This is a genomic window from Microbacterium nanhaiense, assembly GCF_014646015.1.
GTDB lineage: Bacteria > Actinomycetota > Actinomycetes > Actinomycetales > Microbacteriaceae > Microbacterium > Microbacterium nanhaiense.
On the sequence record NZ_BMMQ01000003.1, the window covers coordinates 62,372 to 85,727 of the forward strand.

The 23,356-nt window shown below is 69.0% G+C and carries 25 protein-coding genes, 2 tRNA genes and 1 pseudogene; 16 read left to right on the top strand and 12 right to left on the bottom strand.

The window, feature by feature from the left end; genetic code table 11:
- Positions 1 to 24: 24 nt before the first annotated feature.
- The 8 genes from IEX05_RS05970 to IEX05_RS06005 all read left to right on the top strand — a co-directional run bounded on the left by IEX05_RS05970 (position 25) and on the right by IEX05_RS06005 (position 5,040).
- Positions 25 to 405, top strand: coding sequence for a cold-shock protein (locus IEX05_RS05970; protein WP_188700493.1), 381 nt, complete (start codon positions 25 to 27; stop codon positions 403 to 405).
- Positions 389 to 877: a DUF3027 domain-containing protein gene (locus IEX05_RS05975; RefSeq protein WP_188700494.1), complete on the top strand. Its 489-nt coding sequence runs from the start codon at positions 389 to 391 to the stop codon at positions 875 to 877. Before IEX05_RS05970 ends, IEX05_RS05975 begins: the two co-directional genes overlap by 17 nt.
- 29 nt (positions 878 to 906) lie before the next feature.
- The gene (gene serC / locus IEX05_RS05980; protein ID WP_188700495.1) at positions 907 to 2,019 is read left to right on the top strand and encodes a phosphoserine transaminase; all 1,113 of its coding nucleotides are present in this window, start codon (positions 907 to 909) and stop codon (positions 2,017 to 2,019) included.
- A complete protein-coding gene (locus IEX05_RS05985; RefSeq protein ID WP_188700496.1) occupies positions 2,019 to 2,717 on the top strand; it encodes an iron-dependent transcriptional repressor DtxR in 699 nt (232 codons plus the stop codon). Before serC ends, IEX05_RS05985 begins: the two co-directional genes overlap by 1 nt.
- A 117-nt stretch (positions 2,718 to 2,834) precedes the next feature.
- Positions 2,835 to 3,809, top strand: coding sequence for a M23 family metallopeptidase (locus IEX05_RS05990; protein ID WP_188700497.1), 975 nt, complete (start codon positions 2,835 to 2,837; stop codon positions 3,807 to 3,809).
- Between the two features lie 198 nt (positions 3,810 to 4,007).
- Positions 4,008 to 4,505, top strand: a complete 498-nt coding sequence (locus IEX05_RS05995; protein ID WP_188700498.1) for an HNH endonuclease — start codon at positions 4,008 to 4,010, stop codon at positions 4,503 to 4,505.
- Between the two features lie 57 nt (positions 4,506 to 4,562).
- Entirely contained in the window at positions 4,563 to 4,907 is a 345-nt protein-coding gene (locus tag IEX05_RS06000) for a histone-like nucleoid-structuring protein Lsr2 (protein WP_188700499.1), read from the top strand.
- 60 nt (positions 4,908 to 4,967) lie between these two features.
- Positions 4,968 to 5,040: transfer RNA gene (locus IEX05_RS06005), tRNA-Arg, on the top strand.
- 49 nt (positions 5,041 to 5,089) lie between these two features.
- On the opposite strand, the gene IEX05_RS06010 is transcribed toward IEX05_RS06005, so the two are convergent.
- Positions 5,090 to 5,701: a DNA-3-methyladenine glycosylase I gene (locus IEX05_RS06010; RefSeq protein ID WP_188700500.1), complete on the bottom strand. Its 612-nt coding sequence runs from the start codon at positions 5,699 to 5,701 to the stop codon at positions 5,090 to 5,092.
- Between the two features lie 161 nt (positions 5,702 to 5,862).
- Here IEX05_RS06010 and IEX05_RS06015 point away from each other — a divergent pair, with 161 nt between their 5' ends.
- Together IEX05_RS06015 and IEX05_RS06020 are read left to right on the top strand one after the other, a co-directional pair.
- A complete protein-coding gene (locus IEX05_RS06015; protein ID WP_373286285.1) occupies positions 5,863 to 9,519 on the top strand; it encodes an AAA family ATPase in 3,657 nt (1,218 codons plus the stop codon).
- On the top strand, positions 9,516 to 9,710 hold the full coding sequence (locus IEX05_RS06020; RefSeq protein WP_188700501.1) for a hypothetical protein: 195 nt from the start codon (positions 9,516 to 9,518) through the stop codon (positions 9,708 to 9,710). The genes IEX05_RS06015 and IEX05_RS06020 overlap by 4 nt, the downstream gene beginning before the upstream one ends.
- Positions 9,711 to 9,759: 49 nt before the next feature.
- On the opposite strand, the gene mscL is transcribed toward IEX05_RS06020, so the two are convergent.
- The 3 genes from mscL to IEX05_RS06035 are packed head-to-tail and all read right to left on the bottom strand — an operon-like array spanning position 9,760 to position 11,052.
- Positions 9,760 to 10,161, bottom strand: a complete 402-nt coding sequence (gene mscL / locus IEX05_RS06025) for a large conductance mechanosensitive channel protein MscL (protein WP_188700502.1) — start codon at positions 10,159 to 10,161, stop codon at positions 9,760 to 9,762.
- Positions 10,162 to 10,206: 45 nt separating this feature from the next.
- Entirely contained in the window at positions 10,207 to 10,440 is a 234-nt protein-coding gene (locus IEX05_RS06030) for an FmdB family zinc ribbon protein (protein WP_188700503.1), read from the bottom strand.
- 42 nt (positions 10,441 to 10,482) lie between these two features.
- Positions 10,483 to 11,052, bottom strand: a complete 570-nt coding sequence (locus IEX05_RS06035) for a 5-formyltetrahydrofolate cyclo-ligase (RefSeq protein WP_188700504.1) — start codon at positions 11,050 to 11,052, stop codon at positions 10,483 to 10,485.
- A 59-nt stretch (positions 11,053 to 11,111) separates the two neighbouring features.
- Here IEX05_RS06035 and galU point away from each other — a divergent pair, with 59 nt between their 5' ends.
- From galU to IEX05_RS15235, 6 genes are all read left to right on the top strand, one after another.
- Positions 11,112 to 11,999 carry a UTP--glucose-1-phosphate uridylyltransferase GalU gene (gene galU, locus IEX05_RS06040; RefSeq protein ID WP_188700505.1) on the top strand — a complete coding sequence of 296 codons (888 nt, stop codon included), beginning with the start codon at positions 11,112 to 11,114 and terminating at the stop codon, positions 11,997 to 11,999.
- 33 nt (positions 12,000 to 12,032) lie between these two features.
- Positions 12,033 to 12,677, top strand: a complete 645-nt coding sequence (locus tag IEX05_RS06045) for a GNAT family N-acetyltransferase (protein ID WP_188700506.1) — start codon at positions 12,033 to 12,035, stop codon at positions 12,675 to 12,677.
- Positions 12,678 to 12,725: 48 nt separating this feature from the next.
- Positions 12,726 to 14,441 (top strand): ubiquinone-dependent pyruvate dehydrogenase, encoded by a 1,716-nt coding sequence (gene poxB / locus IEX05_RS06050; RefSeq protein WP_188700507.1) that lies wholly within the window; start codon positions 12,726 to 12,728, stop codon positions 14,439 to 14,441.
- 52 nt (positions 14,442 to 14,493) lie between these two features.
- On the top strand, positions 14,494 to 15,429 hold the full coding sequence (locus tag IEX05_RS06055; RefSeq protein WP_188700508.1) for a large exoprotein: 936 nt from the start codon (positions 14,494 to 14,496) through the stop codon (positions 15,427 to 15,429).
- 49 nt (positions 15,430 to 15,478) lie between these two features.
- Positions 15,479 to 15,551, top strand: a tRNA-Ala gene (locus IEX05_RS06060).
- A 130-nt stretch (positions 15,552 to 15,681) separates the two neighbouring features.
- Entirely contained in the window at positions 15,682 to 15,921 is a 240-nt protein-coding gene (locus tag IEX05_RS15235) for a hypothetical protein (RefSeq protein WP_229661160.1), read from the top strand.
- Between the two features lie 243 nt (positions 15,922 to 16,164).
- On the opposite strand, the pseudogene IEX05_RS06065 reads toward IEX05_RS15235, so the two are convergent.
- The 8 genes and pseudogenes from IEX05_RS06065 to IEX05_RS06100 form a co-directional block, all read right to left on the bottom strand.
- Positions 16,165 to 17,205, bottom strand: a pseudogene (locus IEX05_RS06065) (recombinase family protein); the annotation flags it as partial.
- Positions 17,206 to 17,399: 194 nt separating this feature from the next.
- A complete protein-coding gene (locus IEX05_RS06070) occupies positions 17,400 to 17,615 on the bottom strand; it encodes a hypothetical protein (RefSeq protein WP_188700509.1) in 216 nt (71 codons plus the stop codon).
- Positions 17,616 to 17,619: 4 nt separating this feature from the next.
- Positions 17,620 to 18,159 carry a hypothetical protein gene (locus IEX05_RS06075; RefSeq protein ID WP_106299085.1) on the bottom strand — a complete coding sequence of 180 codons (540 nt, stop codon included), beginning with the start codon at positions 18,157 to 18,159 and terminating at the stop codon, positions 17,620 to 17,622.
- Positions 18,160 to 18,196: 37 nt separating this feature from the next.
- On the bottom strand, positions 18,197 to 18,637 hold the full coding sequence (locus IEX05_RS06080) for a single-stranded DNA-binding protein (protein ID WP_044636310.1): 441 nt from the start codon (positions 18,635 to 18,637) through the stop codon (positions 18,197 to 18,199).
- 80 nt (positions 18,638 to 18,717) lie between these two features.
- Positions 18,718 to 20,496, bottom strand: coding sequence for a type IV secretory system conjugative DNA transfer family protein (locus IEX05_RS06085; RefSeq protein ID WP_188700510.1), 1,779 nt, complete (start codon positions 20,494 to 20,496; stop codon positions 18,718 to 18,720).
- Entirely contained in the window at positions 20,493 to 21,044 is a 552-nt protein-coding gene (locus IEX05_RS06090) for a hypothetical protein (RefSeq protein ID WP_188700511.1), read from the bottom strand. The genes IEX05_RS06085 and IEX05_RS06090 overlap by 4 nt, the downstream gene beginning before the upstream one ends.
- Positions 21,041 to 22,525 (bottom strand): putative type IV secretion/conjugal transfer ATPase, encoded by a 1,485-nt coding sequence (locus IEX05_RS06095; RefSeq protein WP_188700512.1) that lies wholly within the window; start codon positions 22,523 to 22,525, stop codon positions 21,041 to 21,043. Before IEX05_RS06095 ends, IEX05_RS06090 begins: the two co-directional genes overlap by 4 nt.
- Positions 22,522 to 23,352, bottom strand: a complete 831-nt coding sequence (locus IEX05_RS06100; RefSeq protein ID WP_188700513.1) for a hypothetical protein — start codon at positions 23,350 to 23,352, stop codon at positions 22,522 to 22,524. The genes IEX05_RS06095 and IEX05_RS06100 overlap by 4 nt, the downstream gene beginning before the upstream one ends.
- Between the last annotated feature and the right edge of the window lie 4 nt (positions 23,353 to 23,356).

Sequence of the window (23,356 nt, forward strand, 5' to 3'; positions counted from 1 at the left end):
CAGCAGTTTTCAGTGAGGTGTGCCATGCCCACCGGCAAGGTCAGGTTCTACGACGAGGAGAAGGGCTTCGGCTTCATCGCCTCCGACGACGGACAGGACGTCTTCCTTCACGCCAGCGCGCTCCCCGATGGGGTGACCGTTCGCAAGGGAACGCGCGTCGAGTTCGGCGTGGCGGATGGACGCCGTGGGCCCTCGGCGCTGTCGGTGTCGGTCCTCGACGCGCCGCCGAGCGCCGTCAAGGCCCAGCGCAAGAGCGCCGACGACATGGCCGTCATCATCGAAGACCTCGTGAAGCTGCTCGACGACATGGGCGGCGACCTGCGGCGCGGTCGCTACCCCTCGAACTCGCACGCGCGCAAGATCGCGGCCGTGCTCCGGAAGGTCGCTGATGACATCGACGCGTGACATCGAGGACCGCCTCGACGAATCTCGGGAGCTGGCCCTCGCCGCGCTGCACGAGGTCACTCCCGCCTCGTCGATCGGCGAGTTCGCCGGACACGAGGCGAGCGACGACGGGGTGACGCTGCTGCGATTCGAGACGACGCTGCTCGGCTACCCGGGCTGGTTCTGGACGGTCGCGCTCGCGTCGGTCCCCGGATCCGCGCCGACCGTGCTCGAGCTGGAGCTGCTCCCCGGCGACGGGGCGCTCCTGGCCCCGGACTGGGTGCCGTGGTCGCAGCGCCTCGAGGAGTTCAAGGCGCAGCAGGCGCTGGCGGCGCAGGAAGCGGCCGAGGGCGATGACGCCGACGACGATGAGGACGACGATCTGGAAGGCGACGACGACGCCGACGAGGCGGGGGAGTACCTCCACGCCGGCGATGTCGACGGCGTGGACATCGACGAGTTCGACGACGAGGCCGACGACGAGGAAGAGTAGGCCCCGACGGGCGCGGCTAAACTGACTGCATGACGCTCCAGATCCCCGCCGACCTCCTCCCCGCTGACGGACGTTTCGGCTGCGGACCCTCGAAGGTCCGCGACGCACAGGTGTCCGCGCTCGCCGCCGTCGGCGCCTCCCTCCTCGGCACCTCGCACCGCCAGGCCCCGGTGAAGAACCTCGTCGGATCGGTCCGTGAGCGCCTCGCGCAGCTCTTCCGCCTGCCCGAGGGATACGAGATCATCCTCGGCAACGGCGGATCGACCGCCTTCTGGGACGCCGCGGCCTTCGGCCTGATCGAGAAGCGGAGCCAGAACCTGACCTTCGGCGAGTTCGGCGGCAAATTCGCCACCGCCGCCGCGGCGCCCTGGCTGGACGCGCCCTCGGTCATCACGGCCGAGCCGGGGTCGATCGCCCTGCCGGAGCCGCTCGAGGGCGTTGACGTCTACGCCTGGCCGCACAACGAGACCTCGACCGGCGCATACGCCCCGATCACGCGCGTGTCCGCCGACGGCGCCCTGACGGTGATCGACGCAACGAGCGCCGCGGGCGGCATCGACTTCGACCTGGCGCAGGCCGACGTCTACTACTTCGCGCCCCAGAAGAACCTCGGATCCGACGGCGGGCTGTGGCTCGCCGCGGTCTCGCCCGCCGCGATCGCCCGCATCGAGAAGATCGCCGCCTCGGGTCGGTACATCCCGGAATCGCTGAACCTCGCGACGGCTCTCGACAACTCGCGCAAGGAGCAGACCTACAACACCCCCGCGGTGACGACGCTGCACCTGCTCGACAGCCAGCTCGGCTGGATCCTCGACAACGGCGGTCTCAGCTGGGCCGACGCGCGCACGCGCGAGTCGTCGAACGTTCTGTACGAGTGGGCGGACGCGTCGGACATCGCGACGCCGTTCGTGACAGACCCGGCGCACCGCTCGCCGGTCGTCGCCACGATCGACTTCGACGAGAGCATCGACGCCGCGGCGATCGCGAAGACGCTGCGCGCCAACGGCATCGTCGACACCGAGCCCTACCGTAAGCTCGGCCGCAACCAGCTGCGCGTCGCCACGTTCGTCTCGATCGAGCCGAACGACGTGCGCCAGCTCGTCAAGAGCATCGAGTACGTCCTCGCACACCAGGAGCAGTAATGGCTGACCTCATCGACACGACCGAGATGTACCTTCGCACCGTCCTCGAACTCGAGGAGGAGGGGATCGTTCCGCTGCGCGCGCGCATCTCCGAGCGCCTCGGGCACTCGGGGCCGACGGTCTCGCAGACCGTCGGGCGGATGGATCGCGACGGTCTCATTCGTGTCGGCGAGGACCGCCGCCTCGTCCTGACGGAGACGGGACGCCGCAAGGCGATCGAGGTCATGCGTAAGCACCGCCTCGCGGAACGCCTGCTGAGCGACGTGATCGGTCTCGACTGGGCCTACGTGCACGAGGAGGCCTGCCGCTGGGAGCACGTGATGAGCGAGCTCGTCGAGCGACGCCTCGTTGAGCTGCTGGGGCACCCCGACGAGTCGCCGTACGGCAACCCGATCCCCGGCCTCGGCGAGATCGGCGAGACGGCCGCGGCCGGGTCTTTCGACGAGGGAGTGGTGTGCGTGGTGAAGCGCCTCGAGGCCGAGGGCGGACCGATCATCGGCACCGTGCGCCGGCTCGCGGAGCCGATCCAGGTCGAGCCCGAGCTCCTGCGTCAGCTTCGCGAGGCCGGCGTCGTGCCGGGTGCGCGCGGCACCTTCCGGTTCAACGAGGGCTATGTCCTGATGCAGATGGACGGGGTCGAGGGCGGTCTCGAGCTGCCGCTCGACCTTGCCTCGCACGTCTTCCTTGTCGCCGAGTGACCTCCGAAACTCCGGTGCGCGAACAAGAATATCGAATCCGAGCGTGACAGATTCGTTATCTTTCGTTACCGTAGAGTGACCCCAATCACGAGCCGGTCATCCGGCGGAGGAAAACACGTGGCAGAGAACGAAACGGCGAATGACGAGATCGCCCGTACGGACGCACCGGAATCCGCCGACCGTTCGGTGAGTAGCAGGAAGCTTGTCGCGGAAGCCCGCAAGGAGGCCCGCCGCATCGCTCGCGCCGAGCGCCGCAAGGTGCCGGCGTCCGCCCCGAAGCGCCGCCTCGGTGGCGTGCGGGCCGTCGGAACCGCTGCGGCGGTGTGTGCGCTGATCGCGGGAGTCGCGATTCCCGCGTTCGCCGCGACGCAGCAGAGCGCGGAGGCCGCGGCGACCGCGACCGCTCGCGACGAGGCCGCGCAGGATGCGCAGTCGTTCGCGGCGGGCGAGGAGGCCGCGGGCGCCGACATCACCGCCACGAGCTACTCGGCGCGCACCGCCGACGAGATCGCGCAGGCCGAGGCCGAGCGCCTCGCGCTCGAACGCGCCGAGGAAGAGCGCCAGCGTCAGGCGATCCTCGCCCAGCAGCAGCAGCAGCAGCAGCAACAACAGCAGCAGAATCAGGGAACGCCCGCCGGTGTTCCGGACTCGACCGCGCCGCAGCAGCCCGCCGCCCCGGCGGCTCCGCCAGCCGAGGCGCAGGGTGGCTGGATCAACCCGCTCGGCGGCGCCGGCTATTACATCAGCCGGTCGCTGAGCAGCGGGCACGACGGCACCGACATGGTGACGACGAGCCAGTCCGACTGGTCCGTGCCGATTTACGCCGCTAAGTCGGGAACGGTCGTCGTGTCGAGCGAGGCGCACTACGGCTGGGGCGTCGCCGTGCAGATCGACCACGGTGACGGCTCGAACACGCTGTACGGTCACATGACGTACGGATCGCGGCAGGTTCAGGCCGGTCAGTACGTCGAGCAGGGCCAGATCATCGGCTACGTCGGCTCGACGGGGCGCTCGACGGCGCACCACCTCCACCTCGAGGTTCGGGTCAACGGCCAGCTGGTCGAGCCCCGTTCGTACCTCCCCATCGGCTGATTTTTCTCGCTTCTTTAGGCGCTCGTTCCCTCGGGAACGGGCGCCTAAATGCATTTCCGGAAGAATTTACCTCGGCGTCATTCCCCGGGCGTGTCGTATGGGTTACTCTCGACGTGTCGCCGCAGTGCGCCCATCGCACTGTGTGAGCACAGGTCTTGTCCCCGGAAGCCATCCGGGGCGTGAAGAAAGGCGGCCGGCATGCGCACACTTGTCCTCAACGCGGGATATGAACCCCTCGCGATCGTCTCGTTCAAGCGCGCGCTCATGCTCGTGATGAGCCAAAAGGCCAACATGGTCGAATGCGATGAAGATTCGCCGGTGTGGGGAGCGTCCGAGATATTCGACCGCCCGGCCGTCATCGTTCTCACGCGCTACGTTCGGGTTCCGCGCGCCGAGAAGGTTCCGGTCACGCGTCGCGGGGTGCTGCGCCGTGACGGCCACCGTTGCGCCTACTGCGGACGCTCCGCGAATACGATCGACCACGTGTTTCCGCGCTCGCGCGGCGGAAAGAACACCTGGGAGAATCTGGTCGCCGCGTGCGTGAAATGCAACAACACAAAGAGCGATCGCACGCCCGCCGAGATGGGGTGGGAATTACGCGTCAGGCCGACCGCTCCGCGGGGGACCGCATGGGAAGTCCGCGGCTCCGAACAGGCGGAACCGGCGTGGGAGCCCTATTTGCAGATGGCGGCGTAATTCGCTATTTCCTTTGCCGTTTCCGATATTGCTCGGAATTGCGCTATTGTTGCGAATATGGCACGTAAGATCATTCATCAGCTTGTTGACGACCTCGACGGAACGGTGCTCGAGCCGGGTGAGGGACAGAGCGTTCAATTCGCCCTCGATGGCCGCGGTTATGAAATTGACCTGACCGACGCGAATGCGACGGCCCTGCGCGAGCTTCTCGCACCGTACATCGGCGCCGGTCGCCGCACGATCGGCTCGGTTGCCTCGGCGAAGCCCGCTCGCGCCCGCACCGTGGGCAATATCCGCGACCTGCAGAAGGTTCGCGAATGGGCGCGCGAGAACGGTCACACCGTGAGCGACCGCGGTCGAATTCCTCAGACGATCCTCGACGCCTATGACGAGGCGAACTAACCGCGTCTCGCGTCACGCGCCCGGCCCAGTAATATAGGTCGGGCGCGTTTCGCGTTCTTCGCCCCCGTAGCTCAGGGGATAGAGCACCGCTCTCCTAAAGCGGGTGTCGATGGTTCGAATCCATTCGGGGGCACAGGATCTTCTCGGCCGAGCGCCGAGAAGATCCTGTCGTCTGCGGCGGACTACCCCCAGACGCCGCTCGTGCCGCGGCGGTGGGAGCCGACGAGGTGCGTGTCGACGAGACCGATCGCCTCCATGAGCGCGAACATCGTGGTGGGGCCGACCCAGCGGAAGCCGCGTCGCTTCAGTTCCTTTGACAGCGCGACGGATTCGGCGCTGGCGGTGGGGATGTCCGCGATCGCGCGCGGGGCCGGCGTCTGTGCGGGGCGGAAGCCCCACACGAGCTCCGCGAGATCCGTTCCCTCCTCGCGGAGAGCGAGGGTCGCGCGCGCGTTGCCGATGGTCGCGAGGATCTTCGCACGATTGCGAATGATGCCGGCGTCGCTCATCAGGCGCTCGACCTCGAGTTCGCCGAAGCCCGCGACGGCCTCGGGGTCGAAGCCGGCGAAGGCCTCGCGGAACGCGGGGCGCTTGCGCAGCACCGTCGCCCAGCTCAGCCCGGACTGGAACGCCTCGAGGCTGAGCCGTTCGAAGACGCCGCGCTCGTCCGTGACGGGCATGCCCCATTCGGTGTCGTAGTAGGCGCGCAGGAGCTCGCTCTGCTCCGCCCAGGCGGGCCGTGCCAGCCCGTCGGGGCCGATGACGAGGCCCGTGGTCGGTGTGGAATCGCTCATGGATCCATCATGTTCGTTTCCGCCGTTCCCCGCCCTCGCGCGGCGACCGATTGTGGAAAGAACGGGCAATTCGGGGGTCATGAATCGTTTCCGCGGACGACATTGCCGAAAAGCGGCGATCCCCACGCAAAAATCGCCGCATACCCCGTACCCTTGCGCGTGTGTGGCGTATCAGAGGCTCGGCGGCGCTGTCCGGATCGGAAGAAGGCGTGACGGCGGATACCCCTGCGGAGGGGGCATTCGCCGAGAGACTGCGCGCCGTCGCAGGCGGCCTCGGCGGATCCTCGACGCTGCTGCATTATCACGAGGCACCCGAGTCGTTCATCGAGATGACGACGGCCCACCCCGGAAGCCTTCCGCAGTTCATCACCGGCCGATCGACGCTCCTGTCGAATCTCTTCCGCGATGAGGTCGCGCTGCGCGGTGCGCGGCTGGCGGCCGAGCGCATCGCCGCCAAGAACGTCGAGCTGCGCACCTCGCGCGGCATCGACGCCGTGCGCCTGGCCGTCGGCGTCGCCTCCTGGCGCGTCGGCGCCGAGCAGTTCACCGCACCCGTGCTCCTGCGTCCCCTCGGTCTGCGTCGCCACCACGCCGACTTCGAGCTGAAGCTCCGCGGGCACTTCAGCGTCAACCCCGAGCTCGTGCGCGCGGTGCGCGAGCACTTCGGCGTCGAGCTCGACGGGGCTTCGCTGGCGTCGCTCGCCTACGACGACGGGCTGTTCCAGCCGCAGCCCGTGATCGACCGGCTGCGGCAGCTCACGAGCCACGTCGACAGCTTCTCGGTGAAGGCTCGTCTGGTGGTGTCGACGTTCGCGGACGTCGCCGGCGGCATGGTGCGTGACCTGCAGCGGATCGACCACCCGATTCTCGGCGCGCTGGCGGGCGACCCCGAGCACCTGCGCCTGGTGCAGGAGACGCGCCCGGTCGCGATGCCGACCAACCCGGACGACCGCTCGCCCGCCTCGGACACGCTCCTCCTCGACGCGGACGCGGAGCAGGAGGCGGTTCTGGCGCGCATCGTCGGTGGCCAGTCGCTCGTCGTGCACACGCTCCCCGGCACCGGCAGCATGCAGACCGCGATCAACGCGGTCGGCGAACTGGTGCGCGCCGGTAAGCGCACCCTTGTCGTCAGCGCGCGCCGATCGACGCTCGAGGGCGTCGCCCACCGCCTTCGCGGGATCCACCTCGACGGCCTCGCGGTTTCGCCGACGACGCTGCGCGCCGACCTGATCCGCGCCATCGGCCGCAACGAGCGGGCCACCCAGCCGAAGGTGAGCGACATCGACGAGGCGCTCGTGCGGTTGCGGGGCATGCTCCGCGACTACCGCAGCGCGCTCGCCGAACCGCGGCGCGAGCTCGGCGTCTCGGTTCTCGAGATGACGCGGGAGCTGACGCGCCTCGCGTCGCTCCCGATCCCGCCGACCTCGTCGGCACGATTGACGCCCGACGCGTTGGCGAAGCTCGCGGGGGACCGCAGCGAGGCCGCGCGCACGCTGGCGCTCGCGGCGCGACTCGGCGAGTTCCGCGTCGGCCCCGACGATTCGCCGTGGTACGGCGTGAGCTTCTCGACCACGCAGCGCGCGCGTGACGCGCATGCTCGCGCGAAGCGCCTGCACGAGACCCTCGTCCCGCAGCTCCTCGAGCGCGGCTACGAACTCATCTCGCAGACCCGGATGCGGCCGTTCACGACGGTCGACGAGCTCGGCGAGTACCTCACCCTGCTCGAGGGCGTTCGCGACTCGCTCGACAAGTTCCAGCCCGCGGCGTTCTCGCGGCCGCTCAACGACATGATCAAGGCCCACGGCTCGCGCCGCGACGCCGCCGGCATGTCGAGTTCGCAGCGCCGCCGCCTGAAGCGGCTCTCCAAGGAGCTCGTCCGTCCCGGGATCCACATCGCCGATATGCACGAGTCCCTCACGCGGATCCGGCATCAGCGCGCGCAGTGGAAGGACCTCGTGGAGGGCGTGAGCGCGCCCGAGGTCCCGCTCGGCCTGTCGGAGACGCACGACGAGTGGCGGCTGGTCGAGGCGGAGCTCTCCGCTCTCGACCGCGATCTCGCGCGCGGGACGCGCCTCGCGTCACTCCCGATCGAGCGCCTGATCCGCACGATCGCGGGCCTCGCGGCGGAGTCGGACGTCTTCGAGAACATCGTCGAGCGCGCCGAGCTGCGCACGACCCTCGACGCGTGGGGGCTGTCGCCGCTGCTGACGGAACTGTCCGTCCGCCACGTCGACGAGGCGCGCGTGGGGGAGGAGCTGGAGTTCGCCTGGTGGCAGTCCGCGCTCGAGCACACGATGCGTTCGGATCCCGCGCTGCTGGGCGCGTCGACCTCGGTCGTCGACCGGCTCGAGAAGGACTTCCGCCTGGTCGACGGCGCGCACGCCGCGGCCTCCGGCGAGCTGCTCGCATGGCAGCTCGCGAGCGAGTGGAAGATCGGGATCGTCGACGAACCCGACGAGTCCGACCGCCTGCGCCGTGCGCTGATGCGCGGCGAGGTCACGCCGGGGCAGCTCTTCGCCGACGCCCCGCGGCTCATGCGGATCCTGGCGCCCGTGTGGCTCTGCTCGCCCTACGACGTGCCCATGCTTCCCGAGAACGAACGCTTCGACGCGGTCATCCTCGTCGACAGCGCCGCGCTGGACATCGCGGAGGTCGCACCCGCGATCCGGCGCGGAGCGCAGCTGGTCGCCTTCGGCGACCCGGTCACGCAGCGCCCCACCTCGTTCGACGTCTCAACGGCGGTACCGACGGCGCACGCCGGGCTGTCGGAGGAGCCCAGCGCCTTCGAGCAGCTCTCCGAGATCCTTCCCGTCGAGACCCTCACGCGCAGCTACCGCGCGGGCGGCGAGGATCTCGCGAAGCTCGTCAACGACGCCTTCTACGGCGGCGAGATCCACTCGCTGCCGTGGGCGGGTTCGTACCTGGGCCGCGGCAGCCTGACGGTCGACTTCGTTGAGGGCGGATCCGGTGCCCCGGACCCAGAGACGGGTGCGGTGGAGAGCCCGGACCCGGAGGTCGCGCGCGTCGTGACGCTCGTCGTCGAGCACGCCGTGAACCGGCCGAACGAGTCGCTCATGGTTGTGACGGCGAGCCGCAAGCACGCCGACCGCGTGCGTGCCGCCGTGACGGCGGCGTTCGCCGGACGCAGCGACGTCGCCGACTTCGTCTCCCGCGAGACCGCCGAGCCGCTCGCCGTGCTTACCCTCGAAGAGTCCGTCGCGGAGAGCCGCGATCGCGTGATCTTCTCGCTCGGCTACGGCAAGACCCGGCACGGCCGGGTGCTCAGCGAGCTCGGCGACCTGTCGAGCGACGATGGCGAGCGCCTGCTGACGGTGGGCATGACGCGCGCGCGTCGATCGATGGTCGTCGTCTCGTGCGTGCGCCCGCCCGACATCGACGACGGTCGTTTCTCGAACGGCGCGGCCCTCTTGATGGACATTCTGCGCTCCTACGAGGAGAGCCGTTCTACGCCGCGGCGCGAGGACGACGCGGATCCGCTGACCCTCGCTCTCGCGCGCGAGCTGCGCCGAATGGGAGCGGCCGTCGAGGTCGACTATCGCGGTCTCCTCCCGCTCGTCGCCCAGGCCAACGGCAAGGCCCTCGTCGTGGAGTCGGATCCGGAGGCCCGCCAGGAATCGCTGCGCGAGACGCTGCGGCTTCGGCCGCAGGTGCTGCGCCGTCTCGGATGGCACTACGTGCGGGTGCACGCCTTCGACCTGTACAGCGACCCGCGGGCCGTCGCGGCGCGGGTGGCGTCGGTGCTCGGCATCGGTGACGACGTCGCGCGCGTCGACGACGACACCGCGCCGCTGCCGTGACGGAAGAGCCGCGTCAACGCGTCGAGAAGGTCCGCGGATCCCGCCGAGCCCGGCTCACGCGCGTCGAGGGCACGCTGAGCGACTCCGAGGCCGAGGCGACGCTGCGGGAGCAGGAGCAGGAGGCACGGCCCCCGGGGCCCGCGGGGGCGAACGACGCCCGTCTCCTCGGCGACAAGCCCCCGCATTACTGAGGCACACACGAAAATTCCGCCCCTCGGGGCGGCATTTTCGTGTGTGCGGTCAGCGTGCGTTGCGCTGTGCGGCGAGCAGGTCGCGGATCTCCGTGAGGAGCTCCTCCTGGGTCGGCGGCACGTCGGCGGGCACCTGGCCGCGGGCGCGGCGCTCGGCCAGCTTGTTCATCGGCAGCACGAGGGAGAAGTACACGACGGCGGCGATGACGAGGAAGTTGATGGCCGCCTGAATGATGGCGCCGATGCCGATCGAGGCCGGGTCGAAGAGGCCCGGGACGGTGACGACCCAGCCCGACAGGCTGCCGGTCGGCACGAACGCGCCCAGGAGCGGGTTGATAAGGTTGTCAACGAACGCCGTCACGATGGCGCTGAACGCTGCGCCGATGACGACCGCGACGGCAAGCTCGATCACGTTGCCGCGCATGATGAATTCTTTGAATCCCTGGAACATGTTCCCCCTTAGGTGCGTGCCCGCCGGCCTCTCCGGGCGGTCCCGTCAGCTCGAGGCCGACGAAGACGATGATGCCGTAGAAGAGGCACCCGCGCCAGCAGACGCGCGCGAGTCGGTGCGGTAGAAGCCGGAGCCGTTGAAGGTGACACCGACCGTGCCGTAGCGCTTGCGCAGCGCGCCGCCGCACTCGGGGCATTCGGTCAGGGCCGCGTCGCTGAACGACTGCACGGCGTCGAAAGCGTGCCCGCACGACGTGCAGGCGTAGGCATACGTGGGCATGGGGGCCTCCCGGATACACCGGCTCTCGAGGAAGCCCTCGGATCACCGGTCGAATGTCAGCGTTCGGGTCGGCGTGAGAACTCCGCTGACGGCGACATCATGCGCCTCGTGGGGTACGCGCGCGACCACTTCAGAATCATAGAGCACCGCGAATGCGGGGATCCCCCCGGCCGGACCGGAGAGCGCGCGGTCGTAGTAGCCTCCACCCCAGCCGAGACGGAAACCCGCGGAATCGACGGCGCACGCCGGGGCGAGAACGATGTCCGCCTGGTCGACGGCATCGGGGCCGAGCGGCGCGCCCGTCGGCTCCGGCACGCCCAGGGGCGTCATCCGCTCGGCTCCCGCGTGCTCCGCCCAGTCCAGCACCCGTCCCGCGCGGGCGAGCGGCAGCAGCACGCGGATCCCTCGGTCCGCCGCGGCGGCAATCAGTGCGCGCGTGGGCGGCTCGGAGGGGGAGGAGAGATAGCACGCGAGGGTGCGGGCCCGCCGCGCCTCGATGAGGGCGAGGCCGCGCTCCGCGATCGCGGCGTCGGCCGCCGCGCGCTCCGCGAGCCCGCGCTCGGCGCGCGCCGCGCGGATCCGGGTGCGGATCGCGTTCTTCTCGGCGTCCATATATCCAGGCTATGGGGGCAAAGTCGGGTTTTCCCACCCACGTCGCTTATGGTGTTCGGATGGAACCTGCGAAGATCAAAGCCGTTATGCCGGTGGCGGGTCTCGGTACCCGCTTCCTGCCCGCGACGAAGGCGACGCCGAAGGAGATGCTTCCCGTCGTCGACAAGCCCGCGATTCAGTATGTGGTCGAAGAGGCTGTTGCAGCCGGCATCCGCGACGTGCTGATGATCATCGGCCGTAACAAGAACGCCATCGCGAACCACTTCGACGCGATGCCGGAACTCGAGGGCAAGCTCACCGAGAAGGGCGATGACCGCAAGCTCGGTCACGTGCAGCACTCGAGCTCGCTCGCCGACATCCACATGCTGCGCCAGGGCGAGCCCAAGGGTCTCGGTCACGCGGTCTACCGTGCGAAGTCGCACGTGGGCGACAGCGCCTTCGCGGTCATGCTGGGCGACGACCTGATCGACGAGCGCGACCCGCTGCTGCCGAAGATGATCGAGGTCAACGAGCAGAAGAAGGCCATGGTCATCGCGCTCATGGAGGTCGACCCCGAGCAGATCAGCATGTACGGCTGCGCCTCGGTCGAGGCGACCGACGACCCCGACGTCGTGAAGGTGCTCGACCTCGTCGAGAAGCCGGCGAAGGAGGAGGCTCCCTCGAACCTCGCCATCATCGGCCGCTACCTGCTCACCCCCGAGATCTTCGATGTGCTCGAGCACACGCAGCCCGGCAAGGGCAACGAGATCCAGCTCACCGACGCCCTCAAGGAGGTCGCGGCCGACGACGACAACGTCGACGTGTACGGCGTGATCTTCCGCGGCCGTCGCTACGACACCGGCGACAAGCTCGACTACATCAAGGCGATCCTGCAGCTCGCGAGCGACCGCGACGACCTCGGCCCCGAGCTGCGTCCCTGGATCAAGGACTTCGCCGCTACGCTGTAAACCTGCTCGTCAGGAGACGTTAAGGAGAGCCGGATGGACACGCTCGAAGCCTCGCACGGGGCGGTGTCCATCCGGCTCATTCGTTCCCGCGACGCGCGACCGCTGCAGCAGGCGTTGATGGACAACCGCGCGTGGCTCGTGCCGTGGGAGGCGACCAATCCCGACGGTGCGGTGCCGCTCGAGATGCGCGGGGCGATCCGCCGGCTGCTTCAGCAGTATCGCGACGGCAGCGGGGTGCCCTTCGTCATGGAGTACGACGGCGAGGTGGCGGGTCAGCTCAATGTGTGGGGGATCTCGCGAGGATCGATGTCGTCGGGCACGATCGGGTACTGGATCGACGAGCGCTTCGCGGGCAAAGGGATCACGCCGACCGCCGTTGCGCTGGCCACCGACCTGTGCTTCTCGACGCTGCGGCTGCATCGAATGGAGATCTGCATCCGGCCCGAGAACGCGCCGAGCCTGCGCGTGGTTGAGAAGCTGGGCTTCCGTTACGAGGGCTACCGCGAGAAGTACATCCACATCAATGGCGCCTGGCGCGATCATCACGCGTTCGCCCTGACGCGCGAGGACGTGCCCCAGGGTGTGCTGCAGCGCTGGATCCGGGGGCAGGTTCCCGAGGGTGCGGGCGTGGTACCCGGGTCGCGTGCGATGGGCCCCGGGGGTTCCGAACGGGCGTAGGCTCGGCCCCAGCGCATATCCGCGCCGCCTCGCAGAAGGGACACACCTATGCCCACGCTCGCCAAGAACATCGTCGATACTCTCCGCACGAGCGGGGTGAAACGCGTCTACGGACTGCCGGGGGACTCGCTCAACGGGTTCACGGACGCGTTGCGCGTGACCGATGGGATCGAGTGGGTGCACGTGCGTCACGAGGAGGCCGCGGCGTTCGCCGCCGGAGCCGAGGCGGCGCTGACCGGCGAGATCGCGGTGTGTGCGGGAAGCTGCGGCCCCGGAAACCTGCACCTCATCAACGGGCTCTTCGACGCACAGCGGTCGCGCGTTCCCGTGCTCGCCATCGCCGCGCACATCCCGAGCGACGAGATCGGGTCGGGCTATTTCCAGGAGACGCACCCGCAGGAGCTGTTCCGCGAGTGCAGCGTGTACGCGGAGCACGTCTCGAGCCCCGAGCAGATGCCGCGCATGCTGCGCATCGCGATGCGCGAGGCGATCGAGAAGCGGGGCGTCGCGGTACTCGTGATCCCCGGCGACATCGCGCTGGCAGACGTCGCGGCTCACGTCGAGGAGATCCGCGGCTATGCGTCGACGGTGATCCCGGCCGAGTCGCAGCTCGAGAGCGCCGCCGCGGCGCTCAACGGGGCGAAGAAGGTCACGATCCTCGCCGGGGCGGGCGTCGCCGGCGCGCACGAGCAGTTGATCGCCCTCGCCGAGCGGCTGCAGGCGCCGATCGTGCACGCGCTGCGCGGTAAGGAGCACGTCGAATACGACAACCCCTTCGACGTCGGCATGACGGGTCTTATCGGCTTCTCGTCCGGCTACCACGCGATGCGCGAATGCGATGCGCTCGTGATGCTGGGCACCGACTTCCCGTACCAGCAGTTCTTCCCGGAGAACGCGACCGTGATCCAGGTCGACATCCGCGGCGAGCAGATCGGGCGCCGCACCCACGTCGACATCGGGCTCGTGGGAGGCGTCGCCGAGACGATCGACGAGTTGCTGCCGCGGCTCGAGGGCAGCAAGGATGGCGGTCACCTGAGGGCCTCCGTGAAGCACTACCGCCGCGCGCGCAAGGACCTCGACGACCTCGCCACGCCGTCGAAGCGGACGATCCACCCCCAGTACCTCGCGAAGCTCATCGATGACCACGCCGACGACGACGCGATCTTCATCCCCGACGTCGGATCGCCCACCGTCTGGGCGGCGCGCTACCTCACGATGAACGGCCGCAGGCGGCTCATCGGATCCTTCACCCACGGATCCATGGCGAACGCGCTCTCGCAGGCCATCGGTGCACAGGCGCAGGACCGCTCCCGCCAGGTGATCGCGCTCGCGGGCGACGGCGGGCTCGCGATGCTGTTGGGCGAGCTGATCACGCTCACGCAGAACGGTTTGAACGCCAAGGTCGTGGTCTTCGACAACGCGTCGCTGAACTTCGTCGAGCTCGAGATGAAGGCGGCGGGCTTCGTCACCTTCGGCACGGGGCTCGACAACCCCGACTTCTCGAAGGTCGCCGAGGCCGTCGGCATCAAGGGGATCCGGGTGGAGAAGTCTGCCGATCTCCCCGCCGCCGTCGAGGAGTTCCTGGAGCACGACGGCCCCGCCGTGCTCGACGTGACGACGGAGCGGCAGGAGCTGTCGATGCCGCCGAACATCACGATGGAGCAGGCGAAGGGCTTCGCGCTCTACGCGATCCGCACGGTGCTGTCCGGCAAGGGTGACGAGCTGATCGATCTCGCGAAGACGAATCTGCGCCAGTTGTTCTAGACACGCCGCGCATACGGGCCGCGTTTAGGCCTGATGGCATACCGTTTACCGCATGGATGGGCAGATTCTCGGCGGTGGTGTGATCGCTCTTGTTGTCGTGCTGCTGTGGCTGATCTATCTGCTGCCCACGTGGTACGCCCGCGCGCGGGACAACGCCGCCGAGCGCAACGCCGTGCGCCTGAACCAGGCGCTACGCGTGCTCGCCGAGTCGAGCGAGGCCTCGGAGGAGGTGCGGATCGAGCTGTCCTCCCGCGAGGTGGCGCGCCAGCAGCGGCTCGTCAAGAAGCTCGAGGCCGAAGAGGCGCGCCTCCAGGCCGAGTACGAGCGCGCCGAGACGCAGCGCCGCCGCGAGGAGCACGAGGAGAAGCTCGAGCGCACCCGCCGCGACGCCGAGGCGGCGCGGCTGACCCGGGCGATCGAGGCGGAGAACCGCCGGCGTGAGCTCGAGGCGCTGAAGCGGGATCCGCGGGTGCGGCTGCAGGCGGCGCGTCGCCGCGGGCGGCTCGCCGCGACCGCGACGACCGTCGCGGGGCTCGCGGCCGCCGGCCTCGGCGCCTGGCAGACGCTCGCCTCGGGCGTCTGGGCATGGCTCGCGATCGGCATCGTCGTGACCGTGCTCGGCATGACGGCCCTTCGCCGCATGGCAGCCGTCGCGGGACGCGCGCGGCGGGCCCCGCAGACCGCGCCCGTCGCGGTCCCGGCCGCCCCCGTGCGCCCGGAGCCCGTGCTGCTCAACCCGGAGGACCGGGGCTGGACGCCGCGCCGCCTGCCGACGCCGCTCACGGCGACCGCCGGATCCCGCGCCGCGGACGAGGTGGCCGCTGCGACGGCGCGCGAGAAGCTGGAACAGGCCGCCCGCGAGGAGGTCGCCCGCCAGCGCGTCGCCGCGCGCCACCCGCGCCCCGTGTCGCTCGCCGAACGCCGCGAGGAAGACGCCGCGATCGAGCGGCACGTGCGCGAGATGCTCGCGCGACGCGCCGCGGGATGAGCCGATTTTTCATTTCACGAGCAGCCGGGTAAAGTTGTTCGAGTTGTAAGGGGCTATGGCGCAGTTGGTAGCGCGCTTCGTTCGCAATGAAGAGGTCAGGGGTTCGAATCCCCTTAGCTCCACCCCACGCACAAGGCTCGAACCCTTGCCAACGGAAACGCTGGCCGAGGTTCGGGCCTTGTTGGCGTCTGCGGCCCAGGTCAGGGCATTCGCGTTGACTTGCGGATCAAGGAGCATCTCGAAGGGCCGGTTGTGCTCGACCCGCAGCTCGTTGTCCTCGTCGATGAAGACCTTCGTGAAGAACGCCTGGTTGCACAGCCGCCGGTTGGTGTCGTCGCAGCGGGTGTAGATGTCGGCGCAGTTGGCGAGCAGGCCGAGGGCGTCGTCGAGGTGGGCGCGGGCCTCGGCGTAGTCGCCGAAGTGGGCGTCGATGCGGCGGGTCACCTGGTCGAGTTCGACGACGATGCGCTCTTGTTCGCGCTTGAGCACTGAGAGCGGGATCGCGTCGGCGTAGTGCGCCTGCATGAGCCGGTCCTGCTCGCTTTCGAGCCGGTCGCGGTTGGTGGTGAGGCGTTCCAGCTCCTCGGTCTCGGCAGCCATGAGCCGATCGAACTCGTGGTGGAGCATGCCCGCGAGCGCATCCTGCTGGGCGGGCGTGATCTGGACGCGGGTGTAGTAGTCCTCGACGAGCTTCTCGACGTCTTCGATGAGCATCGCCTGGCGTGTGCAGTCGGTGCGCTTGGAGTGCCGACCGGAGCATACGAAGTAGCAGTAGACGTTGCCGTGGCGGTTCTTCGCGTTGGAGACGATGAGTCGGGAGCCGCACTGACCGCAGTGGATGGTGCCTTTGAGGTAGTGGCCGTGGACTTGGGTTGCCTCGACGGCGCACTGGTGCGCGGTGAGCACGGACTGGACCTGGTACCAGACCTCGGCTGGCACGAGTGCCGGGTGGTTTCCCTTGTAGCGGGTACCCCTGTAGATGACATCGCCCTTGTAGTACGGGTTGGTCAGGAGCCGGTGGATGGTGGATACCGCCAGAGGCTTCGCCGGCCTCTTCGGCGTGGGCAGGCTGCGCAGCCCGCGCGAGGTGAGTTCGTCGTGGAGTTGGCTGACGCTCCAGTTGCCCGAGGCGTACGCCTTGAACGCCCACTCGATCATCGGTGCTCGCTCGGGATCGAGCTCGATGGTGCGGACTTCGCGCCCGAGTTCGTCGCGCTTGCGGACGTTCAAGTAGCCGATGGGCGCGCGCCCGTTCGTGCCGCCGCCGATGGCCTTTTGGTTCATGCCCTTGGCGACCTCGGTGGCGAGGTTGCGGGAGTAGAACTCGGCGATGGTGGACATGATGCCGTGCAGCAGCATCCCGGAGGGGGTCTCGTCGATGTTCTCGGACGCGGACACGAGCATGACCCCGCACTGTTGGAGTGCGAGGTGGATGCTCACGTCGTCGGCGCGGTTGCGGGCGAGCCGGTCGACCTTGTGAACGATGCAGTACGCGACCTTGTTGGCCTTGACGTACTGGATCATCCGCATCAGCTCGGGCCGGTCGGACGACTTGGCTGAGGCTCCCGCGTCGACGAACTCCTCGACGATGGCGGCGCCGAGCTGTTCGGCCTTACGCCGGGTCGCTTCGCGCTGGGCAGGGATCGAGAAGCCTTCGTCGGTCCCGCCCTTCTCGGCCTGCTCGCGGGTGGAGACCCGCAGGTACGACACGGCGGCAGCCGCAGTCTTGGGCGGGTCGATGAGGCTGGCTGCCGGATCGTCGGCAATGGTGGTCATCGGGGGCTCACTCTCACGCGGTTCGACCCTCGCGCTCCCACTGTTGGTGGGAGGGGTGTTGATCGTGAGAGCAGCCGTTGAAGGCTGTAGGGCGAGACCCGATGGTCTCGGTGCGTGTTGCCCGCCGAGCGGCGAGGTTTAGGCGACAACACCCCGCATCGCGAGGTTTGCACGGTCCATTCTACCGGGCGGCTTCAATGGCGGCCAGGGTCATCCGGTGCCGCCCGGTAGGTGTCGGGCACCCGCGCGGCCTCGCGGGCTGCGCGGCTCTCGCCGGTCTCCTGCAATGTCAGCCGGATGAGAACCTCGGCGAGTTTGTGCAGGTCGGCGCGTTCGCGGTGGACGGCCCGGACGGAGAACGACCGCTCCTCATACGGGCGTCGCTCGGTCTTCTTGGCGTAGCGGCTCATCGGTCTACGGCGCTTCGTCGTCGTCCAGGCTGGCGTAGAACTCGTCTTCGGCCTCCTGGCGCTTGCGGACTTGCGCGATGACGAACTCGGCGAATTCGGTGTCGCGGTCGGTGAAGGTGAAGTCCTGGATCGTCGGCGCCGGGTCCTCACCAGGCCAAGCAGCTTGCCGGGTCGGGCGGTCTCGGTCTCCACGAGTACCGCAGGCGGTGACCCAGTAGCGAAGGCGCTCTCGTGCGTCGGCGAAGTCGCGGTGCCAGCCGAGCGGCGCGGAGGCGTTCTGCTCGGGGTCGTAGGCACCGAGCCAATGCAGGTGCAGCGCCGACAGCTCCCAAACCATCTCCGGGTGGTGATGCCAGAACGGCGGCACCACCGCGACGGTGAGGCCGTAGGTGCGACGCAGCCAATCAACCCACCGGTTCAGCGCGAGCCATTCCTGCTCCAGCTCGTGCGCCGTCAGCAGGTTCCAGTTCACGGGGTGAGGCGGCTCGGGCATGTCCGCGTTGGTGACACGGGGCGGCCCGTCGAAGACGTCCGGCTCATCCATCTCATGTTGATCGTTCATGGTGCTGTCGCTCCCGAACTCACATGGAGACCGGGGCGTGCGCCGCGGTCGCTGCTCGCTGCGTCGGCTCGTACGCCGCTGCGTCCCGGCCGACTCCATTGCGCGGCGTGCGGTCCACCTCGTAGCGGGTTCGCGCGGCGTCATGGCCGATCTTCTTGGCAACGAACTCCTCGCCCTCGATCGCCTGACCGTTGCGCTCGTAGCTGACCGGCCGCGTGTATCCCTCGGCGACGAAGTTGTCGCCCTGCGCGAAGTTCGCGTGCGCATGCTCAGCGGAACGCCCGAACATCACCAAGTGGTGGTAGGTCGTCTCGGTCTGCGTGAAAGAGCCGTCGTCCTCGCGGCGGAAATGCTCCTTGCCGATACGGGCGAAGAACCTGGCGTCTCCCTTGGCCGTCTCGGTGAGCAACGGCTCCGACGCGATGAAGCCTGACAGCGATTCCTGCGTGTGAATGGCCATGATGGCCTCCTCCTGACTCGGGCGACCAACTGCGTGTGGGTCGCTCTGTCAGGCAGGTGCACCCCGATTCCCAAGCGCCGTCAGGCTGAGGGACGGTGGCGCAGCAGCGCTTCGAGTTCGTCGCGATCGCTGCGGAGCTGCGCGGCGTCGGGCCGGGTCGGCCAGGCGCGCAGGTCGGTGACGATGGGTGGCGCGGAGCGCAGCATCGTGATGCCGGTGCCGAATGGCAGGGTGCGGATGCGGTCTGCCGGCAGGATCGGGACGCGGCGGATCGAGCGCTGGTTGGAGCGGGTGCCGTGGTCGCCGAGGGTCACGCTGTCGGTGTACTCGTCTCGCTCTCCGATGAGGGTGGAGAGGTCTTGGAGGTCGCGGCTGTTGGATGCGCCGCCGAGGATGATCTTGACGATGCTGGCGTCCCAGATCGCGCCGGCCTGGTGCTCACTCCACCGGTCACGGGCTTGGGCGAGGGACTGCAAGACCGGCATCGTCGTGATCCCGGTGCCTCCGCCTTCGGCCATGAGCGTCGGCAGTGACGGCAGCGGCGCGAGGTTCCCGATCTCGTCGAGCGCGAGCAACAGCGGCGGATCGAGCCGGGCTCCGGGTGAGCGTGCGGCGAGCCGTCGGGCGGTTTCGATGAGGTCTTCGACGAACGCCGCGACCAGCGATGCGGAGGCTCCTGCTCCGGCACCGGTGGCGAGCAGGTAGAGGGTGCCTTGCTCGGTGAGGAAGGTCTCGGGGTCGAAGTGTTCGTGCGGGCCTGGTGTGACGGCATCGAGCACGCGGGGGTCGGCGAGTGCGGCGAGGGCGAGGGAGACGCCTTGCCAGATGCTGTCGCGGGTCTTGGGGTCAGCGTCAATCATCGCGGCCAGGGAGTCGTCCCAGCCCATCGCCGCGTTCGGGTGGGAGTTGAGGATCGCGACGGCCTCCGATGCCGCGCTGGGATCAAGAGTCCACCTGAACAGCTCGGCGGGCGGGCGGCCGTCCAGCGCGGCAGCGTGCAGCAGGCTCTGAAGTGCGGTGCGGGTCTTGCCCTCCCAGAACCCGCCCGACTCGACCCCTCCGGCGGACAGTCCCGTGGCGGCGGCGAGTCCGTTAGCGCGGATCATCGCGGTCAGCGGATCGTCACAGCCGCGAATGGGCGACCAGCGCAGCCCGGCGGGGATGCCTTCGGCGAGGTGTTGCGGGTCGAACACCGCGACCGGCCCGCCCTTGCGGCGTCGAGCGCGAAGGGTCGCGGTGAGGTTGTCGGGCCTCGTGCTGGTCGTGACGACCGCGCCGGGTGCGTCGAGGATCGCGTTGATGACGACATGCAGGCCCTTGCCGGAGCGGGGCGGGCCGATCAGCAGGATCGAGTCTTCGACCGATGCCCAGACCTTCGTGCCACGGCTGGCCCCGAGCAGGTAGCCGACATCCTGCGGTGCTGGCGACTCCAAGGAGGGCCGCAGCGTGGCCGCGCGGTGAAGAAGTGCCTTCGCGGATGCGGCGGCCTTGACCTCGTGGCTGGTCGCGATCCCCGCCAGTCGGTGCGGGTCGGTCTCGGTCTTCCGCGTGTGGCGGCGTAGCACGATCCACACCCAGACGATCCCGGTGGCGAGTCCGCCGAGCAGTGCCGTGCTGACGAGCCAGTAGACGACCGGGTTGAGCCCGTCGGCACCGAGTGCGGTCGCTGGGTCGGCGGGGTTGAACAGCACGGCGAGCCCCGCCGCTGCGCCGGCGTCGGGCTGCGGCGTGCCGGTGAGGAACGCGGTGACGCTGCCGGCCGCGCGGAGAACGAGAGCGATTCCGAACATGCCGATCAGACCGATGAGGGCGGCGTTGGTGATTTCGTCGCCCATGCCCCCGGCCTGCCGCTGGTTCATGTCAGCCTCCGCACCGCGAACGTGCCCGAGATGCGCCCAAGGAGGATCACCTCGCGCGAGCTTCCCTCGGGCAGGTCGTCGAGGTCGACGAGTGCGCGGGCTTCGCCGGTTCCGGTGGCGTCGGTGTGGGAGATGATCGTCGCGACGGCGACATCCTCGCCGGGCACGAACCCATCGGCGGCGACCTCCGCCAAGCGCGGCACCCGGCGGGCGTGGCGACTCCGGCGAGTCTCCGGCACCGGGGTCTCGGACGGAGCCACGGCGCGTCGGGGCTTGCGGGTGCGGAGGATGTCGGTGAAGACGCTGCCATCGTTCTCGCGCACCTCGACCCGGACCGCCATGGTGCGGTCCTTGGTGATGGCATCCATGAGCGGCCCGAACGTCGCGCGCGTCCACACGCTCGCGTCCGGCGACGCGAACGGTGTCCCATCGACCATCGCGGCGAGGGTGCCGTCTTCGGCGACGGTCAGGAGGACATGCGGCAGCTCGACGGGAGCCGTTGCATCGTCGTCATTCGGGCCTGATCGGCGCGGGCTGGTGAGGTTCATCGGTGGCCTCCTGCTGCGCGGCTGCTGGTGTCGAATAGCGCGAGTTCGTCGGGGTGGAGTTGGTGCTGGCAGACGAAGCTCCTGGCCTTGATCCGCCACAGGCCTTGGCCGACGCCGAGGTTCGGCAAGAGCTGCTGCTCGGTGCCGGTCAGGCCGAGCGCGGTCGCGGTCGGCCCGAGCTGGTCGGACTCCTGCCGGTACACGATCCGCGTCTCTGCATTCGCCAGCAGCGAGTTCGCCAGGGAGCGCATGGCGGAGCCTTGGTCGCCCACGTTGTCGAGGTCGGTGAGCTTGTGGAAGATCAGCATGTTCGCGATCCCGTAGTGCCTGGCGAGCCGCCAGTGCGCATCCATCCGCCGCAACAAGGCAGGGTGGGACATGAGCCGCCATGCCTCGTCGTAGATCACCCACCGCTGCCCGCCGTTCGGGTCGAGCAGCGCGGACTCCATCCATGCCGACGAGCACGTCATCAACACCGAGATGAGCGTCGAGTTCTCGGTGACCCGGGAGAGGTCGAGCGAGATCATCGGCAACGACGGATCGAACGCGACCGTCGAAGGCCCGTCGAACAGCCCGGCCAGGTCACCGGCGACGAGACGGCGTAGCGCGTGGCCGACGAGCCTGCCGTCCTCGGCCAACCGGCCGTCGGCATCCGCGCTCGGGGCAAGGATGCGGTCAACGACCATCGGCAGGATCGGCACGTCGTTCTCCCGCACGGTCTGGGTCAGGGCGATGTCGATCGCGGTGTGCTCCAACGGCGACAACCCGCGCGCGAGCACGGTCTCGGCCAGTGCGCGGATCAGATCACGCCGTCGCGCGGCGACGGTTGAGGCCCACTGCTCATCCGACAGGCCGCTGGGCCGGCGGCCTTCATCGAGGGGGTTCAGGCGCGTGTTGAGGCCGTGCCCGAGGACGATGGCTCTGCCGCCGACGGCGTTGGCGACGGCAGTGTGTTCCCCTTTCGGGTCGCCGGGAACGTACACGCGCCTTCCGAACGGCAGCGACCGTGTGTAGAGAGACTTGGCCAGCGATGACTTGCCGGAACCAACGATCCCGGCCAGCACCACGTTGGGTGCGGTGATGATCCCGCTTGCGTAGAGCACCCACGGGTCGTAGACGAAACTCCCGCCCGAGTAGAGGTCTTGGCCGACGAATACACCGTCGGCACCGAGACCGCCCTCGGCGACGAATGGGTAGGCGCCCGCCAGCGTCGCCGACGTGTCCTGATGCCGCGTCAGATGGAACCGGCCCGGAGTGCGCAGCCGCGCCGCGCCAGGCTCGCCGGCCTTTGGCAGGTAGATAGTTGCGCGGCGCTCGGCCCGCTCCTCCTCGGCCTTTGCCTTCGCGGCGGCGATCGCGGTCCTTCGCTGCTCGGTGTGGAGCCTGGCCTCGGCCTTGCGGCGCTGCTTGCGGAGCTTGCGCCGCTCCTTCGACGGTGCCACCAATACAGCGGTGTGCAGCCGCGCGCGATCCTCGGTCACCGCACCAGCCCCCGCGACTGCTTGACCGCTGTGATCTTGGCTGGCTCGAACCACGACCCATCTCGCTTCGGGGACGGCAGGTCGGCTCGCTTCGGAGCGCCCGGCGACGAGTACGACACCAGCAGCTCCGGCCCCGGCTGCACCGGAACCGGTCCGACCTGTTCGGCATCCGAGCGCTCTGCCTCCGGCTCTGTGTAGCGGCGCAGCAGCGAGACATGGCCGACGTGCGGGTTGACGACCAGCGCGTAGTCGCCCGAGAGCGCCACCCGGTCGTTCGTGCCCTGGCCGGGCTCGTCGTAGACGTACCCGTTCTCCAGCGCAGCCTGTGTGGTCTCGTCGCCGTAGTCCCACTGGGCGAGGAAGTCCACCGCATCGACATGCCCCAGCTCGCCGAGGATGCGCAACGGCCGGTCGGCCTCCTCGTCTTGGAGGAAGACCACGCTGACCCACCGCGACGGCGCGGCCTCCTCGACAGTCGGCTCGGGGTGCCAGGCGATCCGCCCGGCGGCGATGAACCCTTCCGCGAGCCGGTCGTACGCCCGGTCGACGAGGTTCGCGGCCTGACGCAGTTCCTCCGCAGCAGCGAGCGCGTCCCGCACTCCTGCCTCGTGGCTCCCGTCATCATTGAAGGCGTGCGCGGCCTTGCGCTCGTGAACATCAGCGATCTGGTCGAGCGCCTGCCGCAGCGAGCGCATCCCCGAAGACAGATCACCGATCACCCCGTACATCTCGGCGGGCTGATCGAACCCCCGGCTCGCGTGCGCCAACCCGCGCAACGCCTCGGATGCCTCAGCGGCATCGGCAGTCGAATCGAAGAACGTGGGCATGGTC